The organism is Bacillus cereus group sp. BceL291, assembly GCF_051776705.1.
Classification (GTDB): domain Bacteria; phylum Bacillota; class Bacilli; order Bacillales; family Bacillaceae_G; genus Bacillus_A; species Bacillus_A cereus.
In genome coordinates this window covers 32,076-54,818 of the sequence record NZ_JBPWAP010000002.1, presented here as the reverse complement: position 1 = coordinate 54,818, position 22,743 = coordinate 32,076, and the positions used below count along the sequence as shown (strand labels likewise).

Below are 22,743 nucleotides of genomic sequence, written 5' to 3'. Positions count from 1 at the left end.
AAAAGGCTACATGATGCAAAGTGTTTGGAAAGTGAATTGAAGATGAAGTTAAAAGGGAGGGGTATATGTGCTGTTTATTGGAGTGACAGGATGGGGAGATCATGATTCTTTATACATAAATCCCTATGAAAATAGAAATAAATTACGAACATATAGCGAGTATTTTCCTATTGTGGAAGTGGATAGTTCATTTTACGCAATGCAACCTGCACGAAATTATATAAAATGGGCAATGGAAACGCCGAAAGATTTTTCTTTTGTCGTAAAAGCGTATCAAGGAATGACAGGACATATGAAAGGTGAAATTCCTTTTTCTACGTTCGATGAGATGTTTGATGTGTATAAACAGTCTATTCTTCCTTTAATAGAAGCTGATAAATTAAAAACAATTTTATTTCAATATCCACCATGGTTTGATTGCAAAAAGAAAAATGTAGATTTTCTTCGATATACGAAAGAAAAAATGGAAGGTTTACCATGTGCAATAGAATTTCGAAATCAAACATGGTTTTATCCAGAAATGAGAGATAAGACGTTACAGTTTCTAGAACAGGAGAAATGGATTCATACAATTTGTGATGAACCACAGGCTGGGATAGGTTCTGTGCCACTCGTGTTAGAGGTTACGAATTCAGACATGGCATTAATACGTTTTCACGGTCGAAATGTTCATGGTTGGCTTGATAAAGGGGAAAATTGGAGAGCGGTTCGCTGTTTATATCGCTACAACAATAAAGAACTGGAAGAATGGGTTGAACGACTAGAGCAATTAAAAAAGAAAACAAAGGATATATACGTACTGTTTAACAACAATTCAGGTGGGGATGCAGCAGATAATGCGAAACAGCTTATGAAAATGATGAACATTACATATGGTGAGCCGAAGCCGGAGCAATTAAATTTTTTTGAATGATAATAAACAAGAAAGGCACTGTACAAACAGGGGGAATGTACAGTGCCTTTCTATATGAAAAAGAGGGGTAACAATGTTACTGAGCGTTTGGTTGATTCATCAATTGTTGGCTTCATAATAAATGATAATGGTTATCATTATCATTGTCAATGGTTTTTCTAAAAATATATAAAAAACTTTGTGTATTTTAAATAGAGATAAAAAAAGAACAGCGATTAATGCTGTTCTTTTCCATTGACGAATTGTTGTAAATCAAAAGGAGTTATCGCTTGGATAAATTCTTTTGAGATAAGTGTTTGAACGAGAGTGCTCTCAGAGATAGAAGCACCTGTTTTCTTTTCATAAGCTTGTTTTAATAAATCAAGTTTTTCAGCCGTTTCTTTTGGTAATTCAATTGTAAGTGTGTTCATAATTTCTCCCCCTTATTATTAGAGTACCACTACAGTATAGGAGAGACAAGAAAAGAGAATATGAAATATAAAAAAGGTTACCAAATTTTAAAATGGTAACCTTTTTTATGTATAAGAGTTATTAAGCAATACCGATATACTTTAAAGTTTTTGATGGAGTACTGTGATCAAAGAAGTGTTGTAAAAACGCAATATCAACACCTGATTTGTATGCACAATAACCCCAAGTTTTTCGAAGTGTATGTGAGCTAATCCCTTCTAATCCAACTTCTTTTGCGGCTTTGTTTAAAATGTACCATGCATGTTGTCTCGTAATAGATTTTGTTCCTTTTTGAGATTTTAACAATGGTTCATTACGTTTCCAAGTTTTACGTTCTTTCATGTAGTCTTCGATTGCGTGCTGTAAGTCTTCATTTACAGCAAACCATTTATGTTTCTTCACTTTTTCATTGTAAAATAAAATGGAATGGCGAACATTTTCATTTTCATCGATTACATCACTAACTTTTAATTGTAAGATTTCACTTACTTTTAAGCCAGAATTTACAGCTAATACGAATAATAAGCCATCACGTTTCGAAGATTGTAAAAGTATATTTTTGATAGTTTCTAATTGTTTTTCATTTTGAATAGGTTGTCCTGCTTGTTTCATTTCACGCACTCTCCTCTTTTATATGTGTAAAGGAAAGGATTAACTTGTTTCTTACTATAAAGGGAGAGTGTGAATTTCATGTGAACTCCTAGTGAAATTAAGACAAATTATTTGACTTCTTTTACTTTTTGTAAATTGAAATAGAATACAACACTGTTAGTCGTATTATACACACCATACTCGGCATGATGGAGGTCTAAAATGTTTTTTACAATAGATAATCCGAGACCGGTACCTCCGGTGTGACGGCTACGTGATGCATCTAGACGATAGAAGCGATCCCAAATTTTTTCAAGGCTTTCTTCAGGGATAGGGTTTCCTGTATTCTCGATTTCGACTTTTACGGTATCTTCTGCTTCTATAATGGAGACTTGTATTTTTTCTCCCTCTGGCGTATAACGGATTGCATTACTTAGTAAGTTCACAACTACTTGTTCAATGCGACTGCGATTTGCTTTAACAAGTATAGAAGGGTCTGCATCGATGTTCACTTGTAAATGTTTTTCTTCCATGCTAAATAATAATTTTGTGTAGACTTGTTGCGTTAATTCACCGATTGAGAACGTCGTCATATCTAGTTTGTAAGTACCAGATTCCAACTTTGCTAATTCTAACATTTCAACAATCAGCCTGTTCATATTTTCTGTTTCTTCTAAAATAACATCAGTATAATACGAAGTATCCTTACTAACACCATCTTTAATTCCTTCTGCAAAACTTCTAATTACACTTAGCGGTGTTTTTAATTCGTGTGATACGCCAGAAATGAATTCTTTTCTTGTTTTTTCTAATTGACGTTCACGTTCAATATCTTGTTGTAACTTTGTATTAGCAACATTTAATCGATCGATTCGATCTTTTAAATTTACAGATAATGTATTGATACTGCCAGAAAGCCCGCCAATTTCATCGTCAGCTGTAACAGGTAATTTCTCGCTGAAATCAAAATTAGCCATTTTTTTTGTAACACGATTTATTTTAATTAATGGCTTTACAATAATTTTTGAGTAGTAGAAGGATAACAAAATAATTACGAGAAACACGATGATTAAGGCATAGACATAATAATCTTTTAAAACGAGCATCGCTTCATTAACAGGCTGCAAAGATGCTATCGCAAAAGCATATTCTGTAATCCTTCCATTTTCTATAATCGGTTTTACAAAGATACTATTTTTTATATTTTCTCCGCCATCTAATATGAAAGTACTTAATTGGTTCGAGTTAGAAGTGCCCTCTCTAATCATATCAGCAAAATATTGAACGGCTTGTAATGTTTCAATATCATTTGCAAGGCGAACCTCAGCTTTGGATGGGAGCTGTAACTTAGTTATAACACCTGTAAAGACGATTCGAGTTGTAGATTTGTATCGGCTCGCAAGTCTATTCTTAGAAGGATTTCCATTAATTGATTGAAAATCCGAATAGAAATGTTCGTTTTGCCATTGATTATAATTCGTTCCTAATTTTTGTGGTGTGATTATATTATTCTCTTGCACGACTCCATCAACATTGATTATTACATCTTTTTTTAAACCTAAATTTTCGAATTTATTATATTCTTCTGGTGTTAAAAGATTATTGAGTGGAATGGAATACTGTTTATTATTGTTGGGATTAAATACATCGATATAGTAATTGTTATCACTTTTAATAATACCGTTAGAATCTAAAAACTGCATATCGGCATTTGTTTTATCATGAAATTCTTGTTTTAGTTTTCTAACCTTCTCATAACTTTTATCACTTTTATCATAATTATCTACGAATTTTTCAAAAGCAGTTTGGACTGTTTTTACTTTCTTATTAATATAAAATTTCTCTAAAAATAGAGATTGTCCTAGGAAAAAAAGTAGGAATATGATTGTAAATAAAGTGGATGTTAATAAAAATAGTTTAAAGACGATACTTCTGTTTTTCACTGCGTCACCTCTTATGAGAAATACTGTAAATGATTTCTTTATCCCGCTTTAACGGGCAATAAGACTCCCACTTCAAAATTCGGCGAATACAAGGGAGTTAAGTGGGAGATCAATTGCCCGTAAAATCCGATTGGTTCAACTAATAATCAGTGGGGGATGGAAAAAAACCCCACTGATTAAAGTTTCACTTTATTATAACAAACGTTACAAGAAAGTAGAGGGGAGAAATCTGTCTCTTTATAAAGTAGTTATTTATAAAAAGTCACATAAAAAGAACTCGCCAGACGTATGACAAGTTCTTTAGTGTACTATTGTTGAATTGCTGCATCTAAAGCGATTTCAATCATTTCGTTAAATGTAGTTTGACGCTCTTCAGATGTTGTTTCTTCGCCAGTGAAGATGTGATCGCTAACTGTTAATACTGATAATGCATTTACACCGTATTTCGCTGCTAATGTGTAAAGAGCAGTTGTTTCCATTTCTACTGCTAATACACCGTAATCTCCAAGTTTTTTAACCATGTCCATGCTTTCACGATAAAACACATCTGCTGTTAAAACGTTACCGACACGAACGTGTAATCCTTTTTCAGTTCCAGCATCATAAGCTTTCTTTAAAAGGTCAAAGTTTGCAGCTGGTGCAAAATCAAATCCTGGGAATGTTAAACGGTTCATATTAGAATCAGTACAAGCCGTCATTGCGATAATAACATCACGAACTTTTACATCTTTTTGAATTGCACCGCAAGTTCCAACGCGAATTAAATTTTTAACTCCGTAGCTTTGGATTAATTCGTTTACATAAATAGAAATAGAAGGAACACCCATACCTGTACCTTGAACAGATACACGTTTTCCTTTATAAGTTCCAGTGAAACCTAACATACCACGCACATTATTATAGCAAGTAACGTCCTCTAGAAATGTTTCAGCGATATATTTTGCACGTAATGGATCACCAGGTAATAGAATAGATTCAGCGATTTCACCTTGTTTTGCTTCGATATGTACACTCATAAAAAAGTCCTCCTTATAATGTATTGATAGAAATCAATATCATTTGCATTATACACTACGAATCCTTTCAATTAAAATCTTTTTATTATTTGTAATATGTGCAAAATAGGAGGATTTCATAAATCATAATCCAGAATATATATCTTAAGAAGTTTTGTATGAATAGAGACAATAAAAATGGTAGGTGATGTTTTGAAAAATCTTGTCATCGGGCTTATTGCGTTAGTACTTATTGTGGCAGGAGGATTTTACATAAAAAAATATCAAGAAAACGAAGAGACTGTAGGAGATGTTCAGGAAGTAAAGTGGGATGTTTCGAATGGAAAGGGAAATGAGAAAGTAGATATTGTATTTCAGTTGTTAAACAACAAGAATAATGAAATTCGTGGTGTAAATGATCAAATGCGGGCAGTGATTGTAGATGGACAGTTAAAAAACATACAACAAATTAAACCCACATTTGCAGGGAACGGGTCATATAAGTTATCTTCCAAAATAGCGAAAGACGAAGAATATACAATATTTTTATACGAAGACAAAAATAAGTCCGTAGAGTCATTCGCTAGGAAGAATTTTGGTAGAACGAAAGAGGAGAACAATAAGAAAAAAGTGAAATTTCCAATCGACAGTGTACTTACAAAAAAAATAGGAGAGTATGAAGTTTCTCTTTTATTTGGTGCATTACATCCGAATGAACCAGTTACGTTAACATTTCAGTTTCAAGCGAAAAAGGGTGAAAAATTGAAATTACATTCAGAGAGAGGAGAAGTAGAGTCACTCTATATAGTGGATGAAACGAAGGAGAATTTTTTATACGCTATGCCTGTAGATACGGATGAACAATTACAATACCGAATTACATTTCCTGCCGAGGGCACGTATAAAATGTGGGGGAATTTCTATATAAATGGTAAGAAGTATGAAAAAGAATTTATTGTACAAGTTCAAAAAAGAAAAAACAGCTAAGAATTTAGCTGTTTTTTCTTTTTCCTATTAATTTTGTTACAGAGAGCATTGTAATTGGTAAAGAATGATTCTTCCTAAATGCTAAATATTTACCGCTCCATGCTGGTTTATATTTTTCTTTAAAATGTCGTAATCCGCTGAAACTATACGTATAACGAACGTTATTAAAGATTGCAGCAGCCACTCGTTCAGACCAGAAAGACTGTGTGGATAAACCAACATTTGAAAGTGGTGCCATACCGATATTAAAGGAGTGGTATTCATTTTCTTTTGCCCACTGGAATAAGTGGATGAAAATTGCGTCCATAATGCCGCTAGGCGCATCTGGATAATATCGCATTAAATCGACAGATAATGATCCGTTTTGATATACAGGCATGAATGTTGTGAATGCAATAATTTTTCCATCCGCATCAGATAATGTTGCGATAGGAGCGCGACTAATATATTCACGATCGAAGTATCCGAGTGAAAAACCTTTCTCTTTTTTTCCACCAAGCCATGCATCTGAAACTTTTCTTAACTCTTCATATAATTCGTCGGAGAAAGGTGGCTCATGAATAGAGAATGTATAGCCTTCTCTTTCAAAACGGTTGAAAGTAGCTCGCATGCCAGCGCGTTTCTTTCCTGTTATTGTAAAGGTATTTAAATCAACAACAGCTTCTTCACCAAGCTTAAAGAAGTTATAACCAAAATCGTGGTATAAACTCATCCATTTACTTTCAATTTGATAGAATACACAAATGTATCCAAATCGATCAGCCTCAGCTAAAAACTCTTGCAATACAGTACGATAGGAGGAAGGGTCCCCAATTGGATCACCTAGTACAATAAGTCGTTTTCCAGTTATTGAGAAGAGAATGAGTGCTTTTCCATCACTACTGAAAAAGAACTGTTTATCTCCTAAAAAACCTAAATGACTAAGTACATTTCCACCATGTTCATCTAAGAAGTTGTGTAATCGTTTATCATTAGCTGGTTGCCCGGGAAATTCATTTCGATAACGATTTGCAATGAGTGAACCAATTAGTAAAAAAGTAGGAACAAAAAAGGCAGCTGCTAATGCACTTCGTTTCACTTGTGTAATATTACGAACGACAAAATCAGGTTTGAAAGCTTCTTTTGCACCTGCAAATAAAATACCTAAGTTTTTATATAAATATAACGTTACAAGTAGGAATATAAAAACTTTTACGATATCGGAAAGTGAGACTTCCATTTTCTCACGTACAAACCTTTTACGAAGCATATACAATACAGCGAGTACGATTAATAAAATAAAAGTTTCTTCAACATCAATTCCTTTTAGTGTGTTAAAAATAGCCGCTCCAATTAAAGAAACAATCGTCATATAATAAGAACGTTTTGTTCCGTAATATATCCCCCGCGAAAGAATGAGGAGGAGAATACCGAATGTTAGCGATAAGCTAAAAGAAAATTGAATAAGATGTTTTGGAGCTAGAATATGTAAGGCGTGTGCCCGATTTATACTTGTCGGTAGAATGGTTGATAAAATAACCATTAAGCCAGCAAATACTGTTAAAGCAGCAGATGCCCAAGAACCTAACTTTCCTAGAAAGTCACGCTGCAAAGTCCATATAACACCAGTTGTCTCTAATGCAGGCGCAATAAAAGGTTTATCTTCAAACTTTTTAATGGCTACTCCTGTCATTTCAAAAGCTGCAAAAATGAGACCAAGGCAGAAGGGCAAGATGTAATAGACGAGACGATATAATAACATAGCAGGGAGTAAAACACCTGTATCGATGCCGTATTGCCCAAGCCCAGTTAAGAAGACAAGATCAAATGATCCAAGGCCACCAGGAACAAGACTAACGACACCAGCTAAAGCAGCAATAACATATACGCCTAAAAACTTTTGGAATTCGATTTCAATGCCAAATAATAGTAATATGACGTACATAACAATACCAGCAGATACCCATTCGACTAATGAAACTAATGAGTATAAAACAGTTGGGTTTTTCTCCTCTTCTTCTTGTTCCTCTGTTTGCGTCGCTTTTCTATTTTTAAATTTAGAAAATCCGATATATATAGGGACGAAAAGAGCGAAGAAGATAAGAACAGGCCATAGCCATGGTTTTTCATGCAAAATAAATCTCGTGTCTAATATTCCGATGAGACCAAGAAATGAAAGAATGGCTAATCCATTAATAAAGGCAGTTGTCATCCAAGCGATACTTTTAATAAGTTTTCCATTTTCTTTTATATATGGACGATAAAGCATTGTGCGTACGCCGGCTCCAACAAGACCACCAAACCCGATAAATCCATTTAAAGTATTAGCAATCCACGAGATACGGAAAATCTTTTGGACAGGGATATCAGCTTTTAAGTAACGAAGCATAACATAGTCATAAAAGAACATTGTTGATACAGCGAATGCACCAAGTGTAATTGCTAAAAAGACTCCTCCAGTTGGAATGTTTTTAATTGTATCAATCGCTTCTAAAAAAGAAATGCCCGCTAATTCTTTTTTTGCTTGAAAGAATACAATTGTTAATACAACAAATGGGAAGACAATTTTCCCGATTTGTAAGAAACGTTTCCATGAAAACGACATAAATACAACTCTCCTTGTATAAGAAAACTGAGACAATAATATTATTATGACAAACTTCAAGAAAAATAAAAAGGTAAATTCCTGTATAGGCGAGCTATTTTTTATATAGGTATATTTAAAAGAATATTTTGTTTGTCAGAAAATTAAGTTAGAATAAGATGAAAGAGGGGGAGGGGAGTATATGATTATAAAAGGTTACGTAGGATATGAGTTAGAAAAAGCGAAACCTAATACATCAGAAGATTTTTTTAACAGATCTGAAGTGACATATATATTAAATGGTAAAGAGAAAACTTTTTCGGTTTTATACGTTCGATATTTTGAAGAAGTTTTACAAGAAATTACTCCTTTTGAAGGAAATCCAGTGTATAAAGTAGAAGAACAAAACATATATTTGCGTGATATTGTAGCGATATGTTGTTTAGTGAAAGATAAGGAGCTTCGTGCGCAAAAACGTTTGTATTTAAATAATATGGAAGAATTTCAACAATATTTTGATGAGGGAACGGTGTCGAAAGTACAAGAAATATTGGCTGAATTACATAAAAATAAAAGAGTAGAAATAGCGTGAAATGGCAAAGGAGAGAGAAAAATGTCTAATTTGATGGTTGAAAATCAAACAGAACAAGTTTCTATATTTTTAGAAGATGCTATTAATTTGATAACCAATTATGTAAATTATCATACGTTACCTTCTTTATTAGAGGAAACACCAGCAGGGAATGAGCAATATTATAAAGGGGTATTAGCATCAATGAGACGACTTCTCGTTTTTTGCGAAGAAGGACAGGATGCATGTTTTGTTTTGTTGAATAGCCAGCCATTTCGAAAAACAGCAGCTGAAAAAATTTTATATAAGATTTACCATCAAGTAATTGCAGAGTTTTTTTCACCGAAGAGTGATCATTGGTATGAAAATAGTCGGTCTGCATATACAGGGAAAAATTCTATCGTTTTTCAACAAACACCACCTGCATCTTTGGAGCAAGTGATGAAGAGTTTAGAAGGTAAATTTCAATTGATGCGTGAAGAACTAGAATATTATGAGACGGATTATCAGACAAAGATGTTACACAAATATTGATTGAGGAAAAGAAGCTAAGGTTACTTAGCTTCTTTTCCTTTTGTACAGTTATATAAGGGATTTTCATTGAATATAGTTAAGTGGATAGCATTAGGGAGGTGCAACATGAATCAGCAAGGTGTATTTACAGATTACTTTCATGAAGTAGAAAATTGGTGTGAAAGTGTTCTTCACGTATTAGATAGCCGCGCAATGGAAGTGTATGATGTCCATATGCTTGCCTATAAAATTCAGACGTTATTAGAGCGTATGAAAGAGCATGAGTATGAAACAGATGCAGAGTTTATGTATGAAATAAGCGATGATGTAGAACATATTCAGCATCACTTGCAGGAAGTATTTATGCAAGAAGAAGAGGAATATGAATTATATGAAAGAGGGGATAGTGAACGAGCTGTCCCAATTGGAGGACATACACTCCCGCCATTACCTTATCCGTATAATGCATTAGAACCGTATATTTCTAAAGAAATTATGATGTTACATCATGATAAACATCATCGGAGTTACGTGGAAGGGTTAAATAAAGCAGAGAAGATGATGGAAGAAGCGAGAAAAACAAATAAATTTGATTTAATTAAGCATTGGGAAAGGGAAGCGGCTTTTCATGGGTCAGGTCATTACTTACACACGATATTTTGGAATAACATGAAAAAAGACGGTGGTGGAAGTCCAAGAGGAGCTTTTTCACAACAAATTGAACAAGATTTTGGGAGCTTTTTACGTTTCCAAAAACATTTTACAGAAGCGGCCTCTAAAGTAGAAGGTTCAGGCTGGGCAATTCTCGTTTGGGTACCCCGGTCTGGAAGGTTAGAAATTTTGCAAAGTACACTTCATCAATTATTTACACAATGGGATACGATACCGCTCCTTGTACTAGATGTCTGGGAACATGCGTATTATTTACAATACCAAAATCGAAAAGATGAATATATTAAAAACTGGTGGAATGTTGTAAATTGGCCTGATGTAGAAAAAAGGTTTGAAACTGCGAAACAAATTGAATGGACACCATATTAGACGCAAATTCTCTGCGTCTTTTTTAATGGAAGTAGAAGGAAGATTTCGTTCATATTTTAAAAGGCCAAGCATACACTTGTACAAAAAGTGCCAAAAGGACGTGGGGGGAAATATGAGACGAATTTGTGTAATCATTACGCTTCTTATGATGTATGCAAGCGTTATGCCGATTCCTACATATGCAAAGATGAACAGCAATGTCAGTGCTCGAAATGCTGTATTAATGGAGCAACAGTCTGGTCGTGTATTATACGAAAAAGCAGAACATGAGCCTCAAAAAATTGCTAGTATAACAAAAATTATGACCGCTTTATTAGCTGCTGAATCAGGGAAGATGAAAGAAATGGTATCAGTTAGTAATGAAGCGGTGAGGGTGGAAGGATCGGCAATCTATTTAAAGCCTGGACAAAAAGTGAAGTTAGAAGATTTAGTATACGGACTCATGCTTAGATCTGGTAATGACGCAGCGCAAGTAATTGCTGAAAGTGTGGGTGGGAGTATAGATGGATTCGTATATTTAATGAATCAAAAAGCGAAAGAAATTGGAATGAAAGATACGCACTTCTCAAACCCTCATGGCTTAGATGGAGATGGATCACATTATTCGTCGGCTTACGATATGGCATTATTAACGAAATATGCAATGGGAAACGAGACATTTAAGAAAATCTTTGGAACCAAAACATATAAATCAGATTCTTGGGATTACCCGTGGAAAAATAAACATAAGCTGGTAACGTCTTATTATGAATTTGCAACAGGAGGAAAAACAGGCTTTACGAAGAAAGCTGGGCGAACGCTTGTGACAACGGCATCAAAAGATGGACTAGATTTAATTGTCGTAACTTTGAGTGCCTCTAGTGATTGGGATGATCATATGAATTTGTTTGATAAAGGTTTTGAACGTTTCAAACAAACGAAAGTTTTAGGACAAGGAGCAATTGCTGAAATAAATGAAAAGAAGTATGCCAACCATGTTTATACGAAAAATAGTTTTTCGGTACCGTTAACTGAAGAAGAAAAAAAGAACGTAGTATTAAAAGTTGAACTCCATAAAAGTATAAAACTTACGGATGGAGTAAAGGTTGGGAAGACAGACATTTATGTTGGTAATGAAAAAGTTGGAGAACGGAATTTATTTTATAGTAAACGGAAGTTAGTAGCTACAACGGGACTTTACTGGAATAATGTGAAAGAAATTTTTTCTTACATGATAGGTGTTGGGAACGATGGTTAATCTCGTATGGGTAGCGATGGCTGTCATTGGGATTGTATACGCCATGATAAATGGCACGATGGAAGAAGTGAATAAAGCTGTATTTGACGGAGCAAAAGATGCGGTAACGATTTGTATAGGACTTATTAGTGTTTTAGTATTTTGGCTCGGTTTAATGAAAATTGCAGAGGAAGCCGGATTGTTAAAAAAATTAGTTACACTTTTTATGCCGATAGTAAAAAGGTTGTTTCCAGAAATACCAAAGGATCATCCGTCTATGGGATTTATTCTATCAAATATGATGGCAAACTTTTTTGGTCTAGGTAATGCAGCAACCCCTCTTGGTATTAAAGCGATGGAACAACTGAAAGAGTTAAATGGAGGAAAGGATTCGGCGAGCCGTTCTATGGTGACGTTTCTAGCATTAAATACATCAGCCATTACATTAATTCCTACGACAGTCATTTCCATTCGAATGACGTATGAATCAGCGAATCCTACTGAAATTGTTGGGGTAACATTTATTGCACAAGTACTTTCTATGATTGGAGCAATTTGGATTGACCGCTATTTTTACCGAAGAAGGAGTAGAAAGGGGCGGAAAAAATGAGTATTGTAAATACAATTTCCTTATGGGTAATTCCTTGTGTAATTGGTTTTATCCTTTTATATGGCACAGTAAAGAAAGTACCGACGTATGAATCGTTCGTTGAGGGAGGAAAAGAAGGGATTCAAATTGCAATTTCCATCTTACCGTTTATGGTTGGAATGCTTGTGTCTATTTCTATATTCCGGTCTTCAGGTGCATTAGACGCAATGATATCGGTAATGAAGCCAATGTTAGATTTGATCCATGTTCCAGCAGAAATTGTTCCACTAGCACTTATACGCCCTATTTCAGGCTCTGCTGGTTTAAGTATTACGACCGATTTAATTGCCACATATGGGCCAGATTCGTTTATTGGGAGATTGGCTTCTACGATGCAAGGGAGTACAGATACGACTTTCTATATTTTAACTGTATATTTTGGAGCGGTTGGGATCAGAAAAATGGGGGATGCACTAAAAGTAGGACTTTTTGCAGATTTAATCGGGATTATATGCTCAATTGTGTTCGTTTCTTTATTGTTTCAGTAATACTATTCATTTTTTACGCTATTTCGCTTATAATACGTATACGACCACTATTAAGGTGTAGCTTAATAGTGGTTTTTTTATGTGGTATTTTTGACAAAATGATGAACTTTTATTGTGAGAAATATGAAAAATATGGACAATAATAAAGGGTAAAAACATGATTTGACCTTTATATGTTTATTATCATCGCTATGTTGTTTAAGTAAGATGAAGCGAATAGCCGTAAAGCGTATGCGGTTGCCAAGTCTTTCTAATGTAAGGTAAGATAAATTCGAGGTGAAAAAAAGAAATGGAACGATTACAAAAAGTGATTGCGCAAGCAGGTATTGCATCGAGAAGAAAGGCTGAGGAATTAATTCAGCAAGGAAAAGTGAAAGTTAATGGAAAAATAGTGAAGGAGTTAGGGACAAAAGTAACTCCTCAAGATAAAGTAGAAGTAAATAACATCCCTCTTGAAAAAGAAGAACCTGTTTATTTTTTACTATATAAACCAACTGGCGTAATTTCAAGTGTATCAGACGATAAAGGAAGAAGTGTTGTAACGGACTTTTTCCCGGAAATTACACAACGTTTATTCCCAATCGGACGCTTAGATTATGATACGTCTGGCGTATTATTAATGACAAACGATGGGGACTTCGCAAACGTATTAATGCATCCTAGATATAAAGTTGAAAAAACATATGTTGCAAAAATAAAAGGGCCATTAACAGGTGAGAAAATTCGCATGTTAGAACGCGGTGTTACGTTAGAAGACGGTAAAACAGCACCAGCACGTGTGAAAATTATTTCTTGGGACAAGCGTAAAGAAATGGCTATTGTACAATTAACAATTCATGAAGGACGTAATCGTCAAGTACGTCGTATGTTTGAAGCGTTAGACTGTAAAGTAGTGAAATTAAAACGTGAACGTTATGCTTTCTTAGAAGTAGGAAGCCTGCGACCTGGTGATGCGAGAGAATTGACACCACATGAGGTGAAACAATTACGCGCGCTTGCTTCTACAAAGCCAAGATAAGCTATAGAGTTAAAAATTCACCAGTGGAGTGCTCTGCTGGTGATTTATTCAATACAACATTTACAGAAGATAATACATAACATTTATCGAGGAGAGGAGAAGTAATATGAAGAAAAATCGCTTATTATTTCGCGTTATTATTCTACTCATTTTATGTGGTGCTGTAGGATTTACCCTTTATCAAGGATTCTTTGCTAATAAAGAGAAAATGCAAATCGGAAAAGAAGCACCTAACTTTGTTGTGACGGATTTAGAAGGGAAGAAAATTGAACTAAAAGATTTAAAGGGAAAAGGTGTATTTTTAAACTTTTGGGGCACGTGGTGTAAACCTTGTGAAAAAGAAATGCCTTATATGAATGAATTATATCCAAAGTATAAAGAAAAAGGTGTTGAAATCATAGCGTTAGATGCAGATGAAACGGATATTGCAATAAAGAACTTTGTGAACCAGTATGGTTTGAAATTCCCAGTTGCCATTGATAAAGGACAAAAGATTATAGGGACATATGGAGTAGGTCCATTACCGACAAGCTTTTTGATTGATAAAGATGGAAAAGTAGTGGAGCAAATTATAGGTGAACAAACGAAAGAACAGTTAGAAGGGTATTTAAAGAAAATTACTCCGTAATAAAGAAAGCCTTTACATAAGGGGTGCGTGTCTATAGTGCCTCTGGTTTAAAAATTCTGAGTATTGCGGTAACTTGAGGTTAGAATATACAATAGTACATATAGATACAGGGGCGGTGAGAGTGTTGAAAGAAATTAAATGTGAATGTGGACATGTTAATCCGATAGGAACCGTTTTTTGTGAAGCTTGCGGGAAACCATTTGAAAGCAATGAAAATACAAAACTATTGGATATGCGCTATGAGGGGAGTGCACGGAGATCTCTCACGCAGACAAAAACGATAATCGATAAAATTTGGAGCTTTTTCTCTTCTGTAAAAGTGGGTGTATGGCTAATCGTAATAACTTTAGCTGCATCAGCGATAGGAACTATTTTTCCGCAAGAAATGTACATAACTCCAGGGATTGCACCAGCTGAATATTATAAACAAGAATACGGATTTTTAGGACAATTATACTATCAATTAGGGTTTAATAATTTATACGGTTCATGGTGGTATATGATTTTGATTGCTTCTATCGGTATTTCACTTGTGATATGTAGTTTAGACCGTGTTATTCCACTTTATAAAGCTTTAAAAAAGCAAGGCGTAAAAAGACATCCTAGCTTTTTAAAGAGACAGAGATTATATGGGACTGGTACACCGCAAGAAGGTGACCTGGAAAGAGTGCAAAAGAATTTAAAGAAAAGAAACTATAACGTGAAAGTGGAAGACGGAAACGTTTTAGCAGAAAAGGGACGCTTCTCGCGTTGGGGTCCATATGTAAATCATATCGGTCTTATTATCTTTTTATTCGGTGCGATGCTTCGTTTTTTACCGAGTATGTACGTAGACGAAGCACTTTGGTTACGTGACGGTGAAACGAAAGAGATACCAGGGACGGATGGACAATACTACTTAAAAAACGAGAAATTTATAAAAGAAGTTTATGATAAAAGTAAGGACAAGGAAGTTTTTGATGAAGCGATTGATCGTGTAGGCGATAAAATGATTGCGAAAAACTTCCAAACGAATGCCGTATTATATAAAGCAGTAGGAGAAAATATAGCAGGACAAAAACCGAAATTAGAAAAAGTAAAAGAAGCAGAAATTCGAGTGAATGAACCACTGAAATTTGATCAATTTGCAGTGTATCAAGTGGATTATAAAGAAAGTGAATTTAAAAGTATGTCCTTTAACTTACAAAATAAAGAAAATAATCAAAAGTGGGGACCGATTAAAGTAGATTTAACGAATCCTAAGGAAAAATATGATTTAGGAACTGGTTATTCTCTAGAACTATTAAGCTATTTTCCTGATTTTTATTTTGATGAGAATGGAAAACCAAATACGAAAACGAAATTACCAAACAATCCTGCATTTGTATTTAAAATGTTTACACCTGAAACACCAGATGGCGAAGTGAGTTTTGTTGGTATTCAGCAAAATATAGAACCAGATGGAAACAACAAATATAAAATGTCGTTTGCAGGTGTTGAAATGCAAAATGCAACAGCACTTACTGTAAGAAAAGATTTAACGCTTTGGATTCTCGGCATTGGAGGATTTATATTTATGGTTGGTGTCATTCAAGGTATGTATTGGAATCATCGCCGTATTTGGATACAACGTGTTAATGATGAATGGTGGATTGCAGGGCATACAAATAAAAATTGGTTCGGTTTAAAGAAAGATATTGAAAGAGTAATAGAAGGTACAGCAATTCCACAGCCAAATGATAAAGTAATTGATAAAAAAATTAGTTAAGGTGGGGAAACGATATGGTGCAAATAAGTAGTAACTTTCTCTTTACCGCATTTATTTTATATTTAATTGCGACTCTATTTTTTGGAGGAGCCATTAAAGAAAAGGGTCATAAATGGGCAAATGTAGGAATAACGATTACAATTTTAGGGTTTATAGCACAAACAGTATATTTTGTTACAAGGTGGATTGCATCAGGGCATGCGCCAGTTAGTAACTTTTTTGAATTCGGTACATTTTTCGGCATGATGCTTGTAGGAGCATTTATTGTCATGTATTTTATGTACCGTGTAAGCATAATCGGACTATTTGCATTACCAGTTGCGCTTTTATTAATTGCCTATGCAAGTATGTTTCCGAGGGAAATATCTCCGCTTATTCCATCTTTAAAAAGTAATTGGTTACATATTCACGTGACGACGGCAGCAGCAGGACAAGCCATTTTAGCGATTAGTTTTATTACAGGCGTTATGTATTTATTGAAAAATGTAGATCAATCGACGAGAAGTAAACGTACATTTTGGCTAGAGACGGTAGTATTTACACTTGTTTGTACAGTTGGATTTATTGGAGTAACAACGGTATTTTCTAGTATGAAATATGAAGCGAAGTTTCAATGGATTGATAAAAATGAACAACAACTGGAAATGAAGTACAATCTTCCGGCTTTAGTTGGACCGCATGAAGGGAAGTTACTGACAGAAAATAAATTAGAACCGGCAGTTGAAGTTCCAGCAATTGTAAATGCAAAAAAATTAAATACTGTTATTTGGTCAGTGTTAGTTGGAACATTACTGTATATTGTATTAAGACTCGTTTTACGGAAGCGAGTATCGGCGGCACTTCAGCCGTTAGTAAAGAATACGAATAGTGATTTACTAGATGAAATCGGATATCGATCTATTGCAATTGGATTCCCAGTTTTCACATTAGGTGCATTAATTTTTGCGATGATTTGGGCTCAAATAGCGTGGACGCGCTTTTGGGGCTGGGATCCGAAAGAGGTTTGGGCACTTATAACGTGGCTCTTTTATGCTGCAGTACTACATTTACGATTATCTAAAGGGTGGCATGGAGAGAAATCAGCTTGGCTTGCAGTAATTGGTTTTGCAATCATTATGTTTAACTTTATTGTAGTAAACTTAATTATTGCCGGTTTACATTCATATGCATAGAGAAATAAAATAGGAGAGTGCATGTCACTTTCCTATTTTATTTTTGTCAACTTTTCTTCTTTTTTGAGAAAAACATGACAAAGTAGCGGTTGATTTTGTAAAATGATGTCGAGGACATTATATACAGTTCAAAAAAAATACATAGTTTTGGAAAAAAATTGAACAAAATTTATTATTCTTGTGAAGCATAATATGGGAAGTGAAACATTTAGAAGATTGCTTAAATAAACGAGAATAGCGCAACATAATAGTTAAAGAAGGGTAGGTGTGAACCGCTGAGGTGAGAGTACGCAGCGGGTAGAGATGGAAAATGAATCAAGAATTTTAATTGTAGATGATGAGGATCGTATTCGTCGTTTATTGAAAATGTACTTAGAAAGAGAACAATATACGATTGAAGAAGCAGATAATGGTGATACAGCTTTAGAAATGGCGTTGCAAAATGATTACGATTTAATCTTATTAGATCTTATGATGCCTGGTAAAGATGGCATTGAAGTATGTAAAGGGGTTCGTGAGAAGAAAGCGACACCAATTATTATGCTGACAGCAAAAGGTGAAGAAGTAAATAGAGTACAAGGATTTGAAGTTGGAACAGATGATTATATTGTAAAGCCGTTTAGTCCACGTGAGGTCGTGCTACGTGTGAAAGCGGTATTACGTCGTGCTGTACCAACAACATTCTTTACACAAGATACAACGACAAAAGATGTTACTGTATTCCCTCACTTAACAATTGATAACGATGCACACCGTGTTACTGCAGATGGCAATGAAGTAAACTTAACGCCGAAAGAATATGAGTTACTATTATTTTTAGCGAAAGCTCCTGATAAAGTATTCGATCGTGAGCAGCTGTTAAAAGAAGTATGGCAATATGAATTCTTCGGAGATTTACGTACAGTTGATACACATGTAAAGCGTTTACGTGAGAAGTTAAGCAAAAAATCACCAGATGCAGCGAAAATGATTGTTACTGTTTGGGGTGTAGGTTACAAATTTGAGGTTGTGAACGACTGATGCTTTGGAGAAGTGTAGTAGGGAAGTTATGGATGACCATATTACTTCTCGTTTCGTTTGTTCTTGGATTTGTTGCGATTTTACTTTCACAATTTTTTAGAACGTATTATGTTGATATGAGTGAAAATAGACTTCAAAAAGTCGCAACAAGTGTTACGGAATTAATTGAAGAAGGTGCTGATGTAAAAACGATTGAGAACATCGCGTACAAATTCTCTGATCCACTTTCAAGGATTATTATTGTAGAAGATGGCAAGGAAATCTCTTCTTCACCGAAACAAGAAGGGTTAGTCACCCTTACAATGGATAATTTAAAAGAAGATAAAGAATTAGCCGCTGTTTTTACGGACAAAAAAGAAATTAAGAACAACATTAGAAAAGCTTCTGATAATAGAAAGAATAAAAGCACTGAAAATGATATTGTGATCGTTGGGAAACCAGTGCAATCAAAAAATCAAAGCGCAGTGTTCGTATATGAATCTTTACAAGTGCCAATAAAAGATATGGAGAGAACGACTGATTTCATTTTCTTAGCCGCTGGGATTGCGATTATATTAACAACTTTCTTTGCGTTCTTCTTATCTACTCGGATTACAGCACCGCTTCGTAAAATGCGTGAGGTTGCTTTTGAAGTGTCACGTGGGAAATTTGATGCAAAGGCTCCTATGGTATCTCAGGACGAAATTGGTGAGCTGGCAACGGCCTTAAATCAAATGGGTAAACAGTTGAAGTTTAATATGAATGCTTTGCAGCAAGAAAAAGAACAGTTAGCTAGTATTTTGAGTAGTATGGCAGATGGAGTTATTACGTTAAATCAAGAAGGTGAAGTCGTAGTTATTAATCCACCGGCTGAACATTTCTTACAAGTTTGGCAAGAAGAAAAAGAGATAGAGTTAAGTAAAAAATTACCTTCTGAACTTGTGGAACTATTCCATCTCGTTGTAGAAAGCGAGCAACAACAAGTTGTTGAAATTAATTTACAAAAAGGGAACTATGTAGTTCTTATGACACCACTTTACAATCAAACGAAAATTCGTGGGGCTGTAGCGGTACTGCGAGATATGACGGAAGAACGTCGTCTTGAGAAAATGCGTCAAGACTTTATTGCGAATGTATCACATGAACTTCGTACACCGATGGTCATGCTGCAAGGGTATAGTGAAGCGATTTTAGATGATATTGTGCAAACGAAAGAGGAAATAGATGAGTTTGTTCAAATCATTTATGATGAATCCGTTCGTTTAGGTAAACTTGTAAATGAATTGTTAGATTTAGCTCGTATGGAAAGCGGTCACGTAGAGTTACATATTGGTGAAGTGGACATACATCCGTTTGTGGAAAAAATTGGTCGTAAATTCCAAGGGATTGCAAAGGATAAAGAAGTTGAACTAACAGTTGATTTCCGGAATCAGATTGAAGAATATGCGTTTGATGCAGATCGGATGGAACAAGTGTTGACGAACTTGATTGATAACGCAATTCGTCATACGAATGCGGGTGGACATGTAACGCTTGTAATTGATAAGAAAAATAATGGCCTCATTTTTGAAGTACAAGATTCGGGTGTAGGCATTCCAGAAGAGGATATTCCATTTTTATTTGATCGTTTCTATAAAGCTGATAAAGCGAGAACACGTGGGAAAAAGGGTGGAACAGGACTCGGGCTTGCAATTGCGAAAAATATTGTTCAAGGCCATGACGGTAAAATTTCTGTATCAAGTGTTGTTGGAGAAGGAACTACATTCTCTGTATATTTACCGAATCGTATAATTTAGATATGCTTTTTTAAAGTTGATAATGAATAAAGTTCTGCTGTTTTTTATTTTTTTGTAAACTCAATTAAATAAAGAATGGTAGAACTTTTTTCTATCTTGGTCGAATCAAGAATAACAAGAGAGGGTGCTGTGAAGAAATGAAATTATATACAAAAACAGGAGATAAAGGAACGACAAGTGTAATAGGTGGCAGGGTTGATAAAGATGATATCCGTGTGGAAGCGTATGGAACAATAGACGAGGCAAATTCTCATATTGGATATGCAATGACTAAGGTTCAAGGCGGGGCTTTTAGAGATATTTACAATGAGCTCGAAAATATTCAACATGAACTATTTGATTGCGGAGGAGACTTGGCAATAGTGGAACAAAAAATTCCTTATAAAGTGACAATTGAGATGGTTGAAAGTTTAGAAAGAAAGATTGATTTATATATAGAAGAAGCCCCGCCATTAGAACGCTTTATTTTGCCAGGTGGTAGCGAGGCGGCGGCTACTATTCATATTGCACGTACTGTTGTAAGGAGAGCAGAACGCTCTATAGTATCATTGCAAAAAGAAGTGAAAATAAATGAAGTTGTCTTAAAGTATGTAAATAGATTATCTGATTATTTGTTTGCGATAGCTCGAGTAATAAATGCCCGATTACAAGTGAAAGATGTGGAGTATAACCGTAGTGCATTAGTTTTTCGTGATAAGAAAGAGAAGGAAGTGGAGTAATTCACTTTCTTTTTTTGTATACTTTTTTCTGTAATATACCAAAATAGAGAAGGTATGGTGGTAATTAGAAAACGGAGGATGTATATGAAAGTTTTAAAATGCGGCGTCATGTTATTGAGTATGCTGTTTGTATCTCAATTACATGTTTATGCAGAAGAAAATCGATGGACATGGCCTGTTGAAGGTCAGATAAGTGATTATTTTGGGACAAGGCATGGAAAACACTATGGTATTGATGTAGCTGCGCCGATTGGAACGCCTGTGGCAGCTATTCAAGATGGTAGGGTAACGAAGTCTTATTATTCAAGTAGTTATGGAAATGTTGTATTTATTAAACACGGAGAATATGAGGCTGTATATGCACATTTAAATAAGAGATATGTGGGTCAAGGAGATTATATTTCCAAAGGAGAAAAAATTGGAGAAGTAGGGAACACGGGAGAATCGCGAGGTGCACACTTACATCTAGAACTTCATCAAGGAAGATGGACGATGGCGAAAAAGAATGCGATGAACCCATTGCTTGTTTTAAATGAACAAAGAAATGAAGTTGTTTCTTCATCATTATATGTCGTACAAAAAGGGGATACTTTAGTTAGTATTGCACGGAAATTTAGTATGACACTTAAGGAAATTAAAGAAAAAAATGGATTGCAGCAAGAGCTAATTTATCCTAATCAACAATTATATGTTAAGTAAAGGAAACATTTCAAAAATTAAACTTTGAACAAATTTATGTTCTTCTTAAATAAGGTTCAATGTAAATGAAATTATATGGGCGCTTTTGCTAGAACTATTGAGTGAATTAGAGCATCTATATCTAAAAGAAAACCGTCCCAAAATTTATTTTGGGACGGCTTCTTTTACCAAAAAATAAAGACACATATAAATCCAGAAATAGCTATATAGCTATATAAGTAAAAAACTTTTGTTCTTGTTTTCTCTTTTGTTCGAAACAGTACGATAGTCGGTTCAATTAAACCGATTGTCAAACAAAGTAGGCCAAGAAGCATACAACCAATCGAAATAGAATACAGGGCGATTTGTGGTGCTTGAAATGGAATCATCCATTTTAATAAAAATGCAATAAGTGCAGTGTAACAAATACTACCGATGTATTTATTCAGTGGTGTATTAGAACGAAAACCAGGAAGTTTTTTTAAGAAAGAGCGGGAAACAACTTCTGTTTGTAAAGATGTATGCTCTTCAATAATTTTTTGAGCTTCTTTTCCTTTTTGAAAAAGAGATAAGATCCAATTTCGCTCACCCTGAAAAATAAATTGAGAAGTTGTCAAATAGTGATCAATCTTCACTTTATTCCAACTCTTCCACGGATGACGCTCACACAATTTTAATTTACTTTCTGTTTTTTTATCATACTGATAAATACTAATGCCATCTTCATCGAAAGTAGCATAGTATGTCTCGTTTGAGAATGTGCCTAAATCAATTGGGCAGTAGAAAAGTAATTCTTTTTTTAAGTAAAAGTATTCTTTTCTTAAGTTTTTTTTCATTGCTTCTCGAATAGAATGTCTCTTGTCTTTTTTCATGACATTTCCTCCATAACTCAGAAAATGTTCTTATCTTAACAATTCAATATCTTATCACTTTTAATTATATATGACTAGGTAATTCAAAAGAGAAATGCCGAATAATAAAAAATATGGATTGTATTGTAAAATATCTCGCAATTTATTCGTTGTTACGAAAAATAAATAACTAATTTTAAATAAGTTACAATTTT

The 22,743-nt window shown here is 34.6% G+C and carries 22 protein-coding genes; 16 read left to right on the top strand and 6 right to left on the bottom strand.

Features of this window, described 5'->3' with window-relative positions:
• Positions 1 to 67: 67 nt before the first annotated feature.
• Positions 68 to 913 (top strand): DUF72 domain-containing protein, encoded by an 846-nt coding sequence (locus tag ACS2CR_RS02115; protein WP_000897354.1) that lies wholly within the window; start codon positions 68 to 70, stop codon positions 911 to 913.
• Positions 914 to 1,128: 215 nt separating this feature from the next.
• Here the strand turns inward: ACS2CR_RS02115 and ACS2CR_RS02110 are convergent, their stop codons facing one another.
• The 4 genes from ACS2CR_RS02110 to deoD form a co-directional block, all read right to left on the bottom strand.
• A complete protein-coding gene (locus ACS2CR_RS02110) occupies positions 1,129 to 1,323 on the bottom strand; it encodes a DUF3924 domain-containing protein (RefSeq protein WP_001094860.1) in 195 nt (64 codons plus the stop codon).
• A gap of 121 nt (positions 1,324 to 1,444) precedes the next feature.
• Positions 1,445 to 1,975, bottom strand: coding sequence for a tyrosine-type recombinase/integrase (locus tag ACS2CR_RS02105; RefSeq protein ID WP_000806236.1), 531 nt, complete (start codon positions 1,973 to 1,975; stop codon positions 1,445 to 1,447).
• A 107-nt stretch (positions 1,976 to 2,082) separates the two neighbouring features.
• A complete protein-coding gene (locus ACS2CR_RS02100; protein WP_000797507.1) occupies positions 2,083 to 3,897 on the bottom strand; it encodes a sensor histidine kinase in 1,815 nt (604 codons plus the stop codon).
• A 308-nt stretch (positions 3,898 to 4,205) separates the two neighbouring features.
• A complete protein-coding gene (deoD, locus tag ACS2CR_RS02095) occupies positions 4,206 to 4,913 on the bottom strand; it encodes a purine-nucleoside phosphorylase (protein ID WP_000110707.1) in 708 nt (235 codons plus the stop codon).
• 177 nt (positions 4,914 to 5,090) lie between these two features.
• Between deoD and ACS2CR_RS02090 the strand changes: the two genes are divergently transcribed.
• The gene (locus ACS2CR_RS02090) at positions 5,091 to 5,879 is read left to right on the top strand and encodes a hypothetical protein (protein ID WP_000232610.1); all 789 of its coding nucleotides are present in this window, start codon (positions 5,091 to 5,093) and stop codon (positions 5,877 to 5,879) included.
• A gap of 4 nt (positions 5,880 to 5,883) precedes the next feature.
• Here the strand turns inward: ACS2CR_RS02090 and mprF are convergent, their stop codons facing one another.
• Positions 5,884 to 8,463: a bifunctional lysylphosphatidylglycerol flippase/synthetase MprF gene (mprF, locus tag ACS2CR_RS02085; protein ID WP_053512845.1), complete on the bottom strand. Its 2,580-nt coding sequence runs from the start codon at positions 8,461 to 8,463 to the stop codon at positions 5,884 to 5,886.
• A gap of 181 nt (positions 8,464 to 8,644) precedes the next feature.
• Here mprF and ACS2CR_RS02080 point away from each other — a divergent pair, with 181 nt between their 5' ends.
• The 14 genes from ACS2CR_RS02080 to ACS2CR_RS02015 all read left to right on the top strand — a co-directional run bounded on the left by ACS2CR_RS02080 (position 8,645) and on the right by ACS2CR_RS02015 (position 21,698).
• Positions 8,645 to 9,034 carry a hypothetical protein gene (locus ACS2CR_RS02080; protein WP_000584363.1) on the top strand — a complete coding sequence of 130 codons (390 nt, stop codon included), beginning with the start codon at positions 8,645 to 8,647 and terminating at the stop codon, positions 9,032 to 9,034.
• A gap of 21 nt (positions 9,035 to 9,055) precedes the next feature.
• Positions 9,056 to 9,547 carry a YpuI family protein gene (locus ACS2CR_RS02075; protein ID WP_000067556.1) on the top strand — a complete coding sequence of 164 codons (492 nt, stop codon included), beginning with the start codon at positions 9,056 to 9,058 and terminating at the stop codon, positions 9,545 to 9,547.
• Between the two features lie 105 nt (positions 9,548 to 9,652).
• Positions 9,653 to 10,567, top strand: a complete 915-nt coding sequence (locus ACS2CR_RS02070) for a superoxide dismutase (protein ID WP_001075739.1) — start codon at positions 9,653 to 9,655, stop codon at positions 10,565 to 10,567.
• Positions 10,568 to 10,679: 112 nt separating this feature from the next.
• A complete protein-coding gene (locus ACS2CR_RS02065) occupies positions 10,680 to 11,804 on the top strand; it encodes a D-alanyl-D-alanine carboxypeptidase family protein (RefSeq protein WP_153602476.1) in 1,125 nt (374 codons plus the stop codon).
• Entirely contained in the window at positions 11,797 to 12,393 is a 597-nt protein-coding gene (spmA, locus tag ACS2CR_RS02060; RefSeq protein WP_000247811.1) for a spore maturation protein SpmA, read from the top strand. The genes ACS2CR_RS02065 and spmA overlap by 8 nt, the downstream gene beginning before the upstream one ends.
• Complete coding sequence (spmB, locus tag ACS2CR_RS02055; RefSeq protein ID WP_000029516.1) at positions 12,390 to 12,920, top strand: spore maturation protein SpmB; 531 nt, start codon at positions 12,390 to 12,392, stop codon at positions 12,918 to 12,920. Before spmA ends, spmB begins: the two co-directional genes overlap by 4 nt.
• A 289-nt stretch (positions 12,921 to 13,209) precedes the next feature.
• Positions 13,210 to 13,938, top strand: coding sequence for a 23S rRNA pseudouridine(2605) synthase RluB (gene rluB / locus ACS2CR_RS02050; protein WP_000440556.1), 729 nt, complete (start codon positions 13,210 to 13,212; stop codon positions 13,936 to 13,938).
• A 106-nt stretch (positions 13,939 to 14,044) separates the two neighbouring features.
• On the top strand, positions 14,045 to 14,566 hold the full coding sequence (resA, locus tag ACS2CR_RS02045) for a thiol-disulfide oxidoreductase ResA (RefSeq protein WP_053512846.1): 522 nt from the start codon (positions 14,045 to 14,047) through the stop codon (positions 14,564 to 14,566).
• Between the two features lie 121 nt (positions 14,567 to 14,687).
• Positions 14,688 to 16,313: a cytochrome c biogenesis protein ResB gene (resB, locus tag ACS2CR_RS02040; RefSeq protein WP_000910547.1), complete on the top strand. Its 1,626-nt coding sequence runs from the start codon at positions 14,688 to 14,690 to the stop codon at positions 16,311 to 16,313.
• Positions 16,314 to 16,327: 14 nt separating this feature from the next.
• On the top strand, positions 16,328 to 17,485 hold the full coding sequence (resC, locus tag ACS2CR_RS02035) for a cytochrome c biogenesis protein ResC (protein WP_000250081.1): 1,158 nt from the start codon (positions 16,328 to 16,330) through the stop codon (positions 17,483 to 17,485).
• A 303-nt stretch (positions 17,486 to 17,788) separates the two neighbouring features.
• Positions 17,789 to 18,505 (top strand): DNA-binding response regulator ResD, encoded by a 717-nt coding sequence (gene resD / locus ACS2CR_RS02030; RefSeq protein ID WP_000426861.1) that lies wholly within the window; start codon positions 17,789 to 17,791, stop codon positions 18,503 to 18,505.
• Positions 18,505 to 20,280 carry a sensor histidine kinase ResE gene (gene resE, locus ACS2CR_RS02025; RefSeq protein ID WP_074643651.1) on the top strand — a complete coding sequence of 592 codons (1,776 nt, stop codon included), beginning with the start codon at positions 18,505 to 18,507 and terminating at the stop codon, positions 20,278 to 20,280. The genes resD and resE overlap by 1 nt, the downstream gene beginning before the upstream one ends.
• Positions 20,281 to 20,417: 137 nt before the next feature.
• Entirely contained in the window at positions 20,418 to 20,999 is a 582-nt protein-coding gene (locus tag ACS2CR_RS02020) for a cob(I)yrinic acid a,c-diamide adenosyltransferase (protein WP_000781277.1), read from the top strand.
• Positions 21,000 to 21,083: 84 nt separating this feature from the next.
• On the top strand, positions 21,084 to 21,698 hold the full coding sequence (locus tag ACS2CR_RS02015) for a peptidoglycan DD-metalloendopeptidase family protein (protein ID WP_000866125.1): 615 nt from the start codon (positions 21,084 to 21,086) through the stop codon (positions 21,696 to 21,698).
• A gap of 164 nt (positions 21,699 to 21,862) precedes the next feature.
• Here ACS2CR_RS02015 and ACS2CR_RS02010 read toward each other — a convergent pair whose 3' ends face one another.
• A complete protein-coding gene (locus ACS2CR_RS02010) occupies positions 21,863 to 22,549 on the bottom strand; it encodes a hypothetical protein (protein WP_053512848.1) in 687 nt (228 codons plus the stop codon).
• Positions 22,550 to 22,743 lie beyond the last annotated feature (194 nt).

Coding starts and splice junctions, on each gene's coding strand:
- ACS2CR_RS02015 (WP_000866125.1), top strand. CDS start 21,084: ATGAAAGTTTTAAAATGCGGCGTCATGTTATTGAGTATGCTGTTTGTA.
- ACS2CR_RS02075 (WP_000067556.1), top strand. CDS start 9,056: ATGTCTAATTTGATGGTTGAAAATCAAACAGAACAAGTTTCTATATTT.
- deoD (WP_000110707.1), bottom strand. CDS start 4,913: ATGAGTGTACATATCGAAGCAAAACAAGGTGAAATCGCTGAATCTATT.
- resC (WP_000250081.1), top strand. CDS start 16,328: ATGGTGCAAATAAGTAGTAACTTTCTCTTTACCGCATTTATTTTATAT.
- ACS2CR_RS02010 (WP_053512848.1), bottom strand. CDS start 22,549: ATGAAAAAAGACAAGAGACATTCTATTCGAGAAGCAATGAAAAAAAAC.
- rluB (WP_000440556.1), top strand. CDS start 13,210: ATGGAACGATTACAAAAAGTGATTGCGCAAGCAGGTATTGCATCGAGA.
- ACS2CR_RS02080 (WP_000584363.1), top strand. CDS start 8,645: ATGATTATAAAAGGTTACGTAGGATATGAGTTAGAAAAAGCGAAACCT.
- mprF (WP_053512845.1), bottom strand. CDS start 8,463: ATGTCGTTTTCATGGAAACGTTTCTTACAAATCGGGAAAATTGTCTTC.
- ACS2CR_RS02070 (WP_001075739.1), top strand. CDS start 9,653: ATGAATCAGCAAGGTGTATTTACAGATTACTTTCATGAAGTAGAAAAT.
- ACS2CR_RS02020 (WP_000781277.1), top strand. CDS start 20,418: ATGAAATTATATACAAAAACAGGAGATAAAGGAACGACAAGTGTAATA.
- ACS2CR_RS02110 (WP_001094860.1), bottom strand. CDS start 1,323: ATGAACACACTTACAATTGAATTACCAAAAGAAACGGCTGAAAAACTT.
- resD (WP_000426861.1), top strand. CDS start 17,789: ATGGAAAATGAATCAAGAATTTTAATTGTAGATGATGAGGATCGTATT.
- resA (WP_053512846.1), top strand. CDS start 14,045: ATGAAGAAAAATCGCTTATTATTTCGCGTTATTATTCTACTCATTTTA.
- resE (WP_074643651.1), top strand. CDS start 18,505: ATGCTTTGGAGAAGTGTAGTAGGGAAGTTATGGATGACCATATTACTT.
- spmA (WP_000247811.1), top strand. CDS start 11,797: ATGGTTAATCTCGTATGGGTAGCGATGGCTGTCATTGGGATTGTATAC.
- ACS2CR_RS02105 (WP_000806236.1), bottom strand. CDS start 1,975: ATGAAACAAGCAGGACAACCTATTCAAAATGAAAAACAATTAGAAACT.
- ACS2CR_RS02090 (WP_000232610.1), top strand. CDS start 5,091: ATGGTAGGTGATGTTTTGAAAAATCTTGTCATCGGGCTTATTGCGTTA.
- ACS2CR_RS02065 (WP_153602476.1), top strand. CDS start 10,680: ATGAGACGAATTTGTGTAATCATTACGCTTCTTATGATGTATGCAAGC.
- spmB (WP_000029516.1), top strand. CDS start 12,390: ATGAGTATTGTAAATACAATTTCCTTATGGGTAATTCCTTGTGTAATT.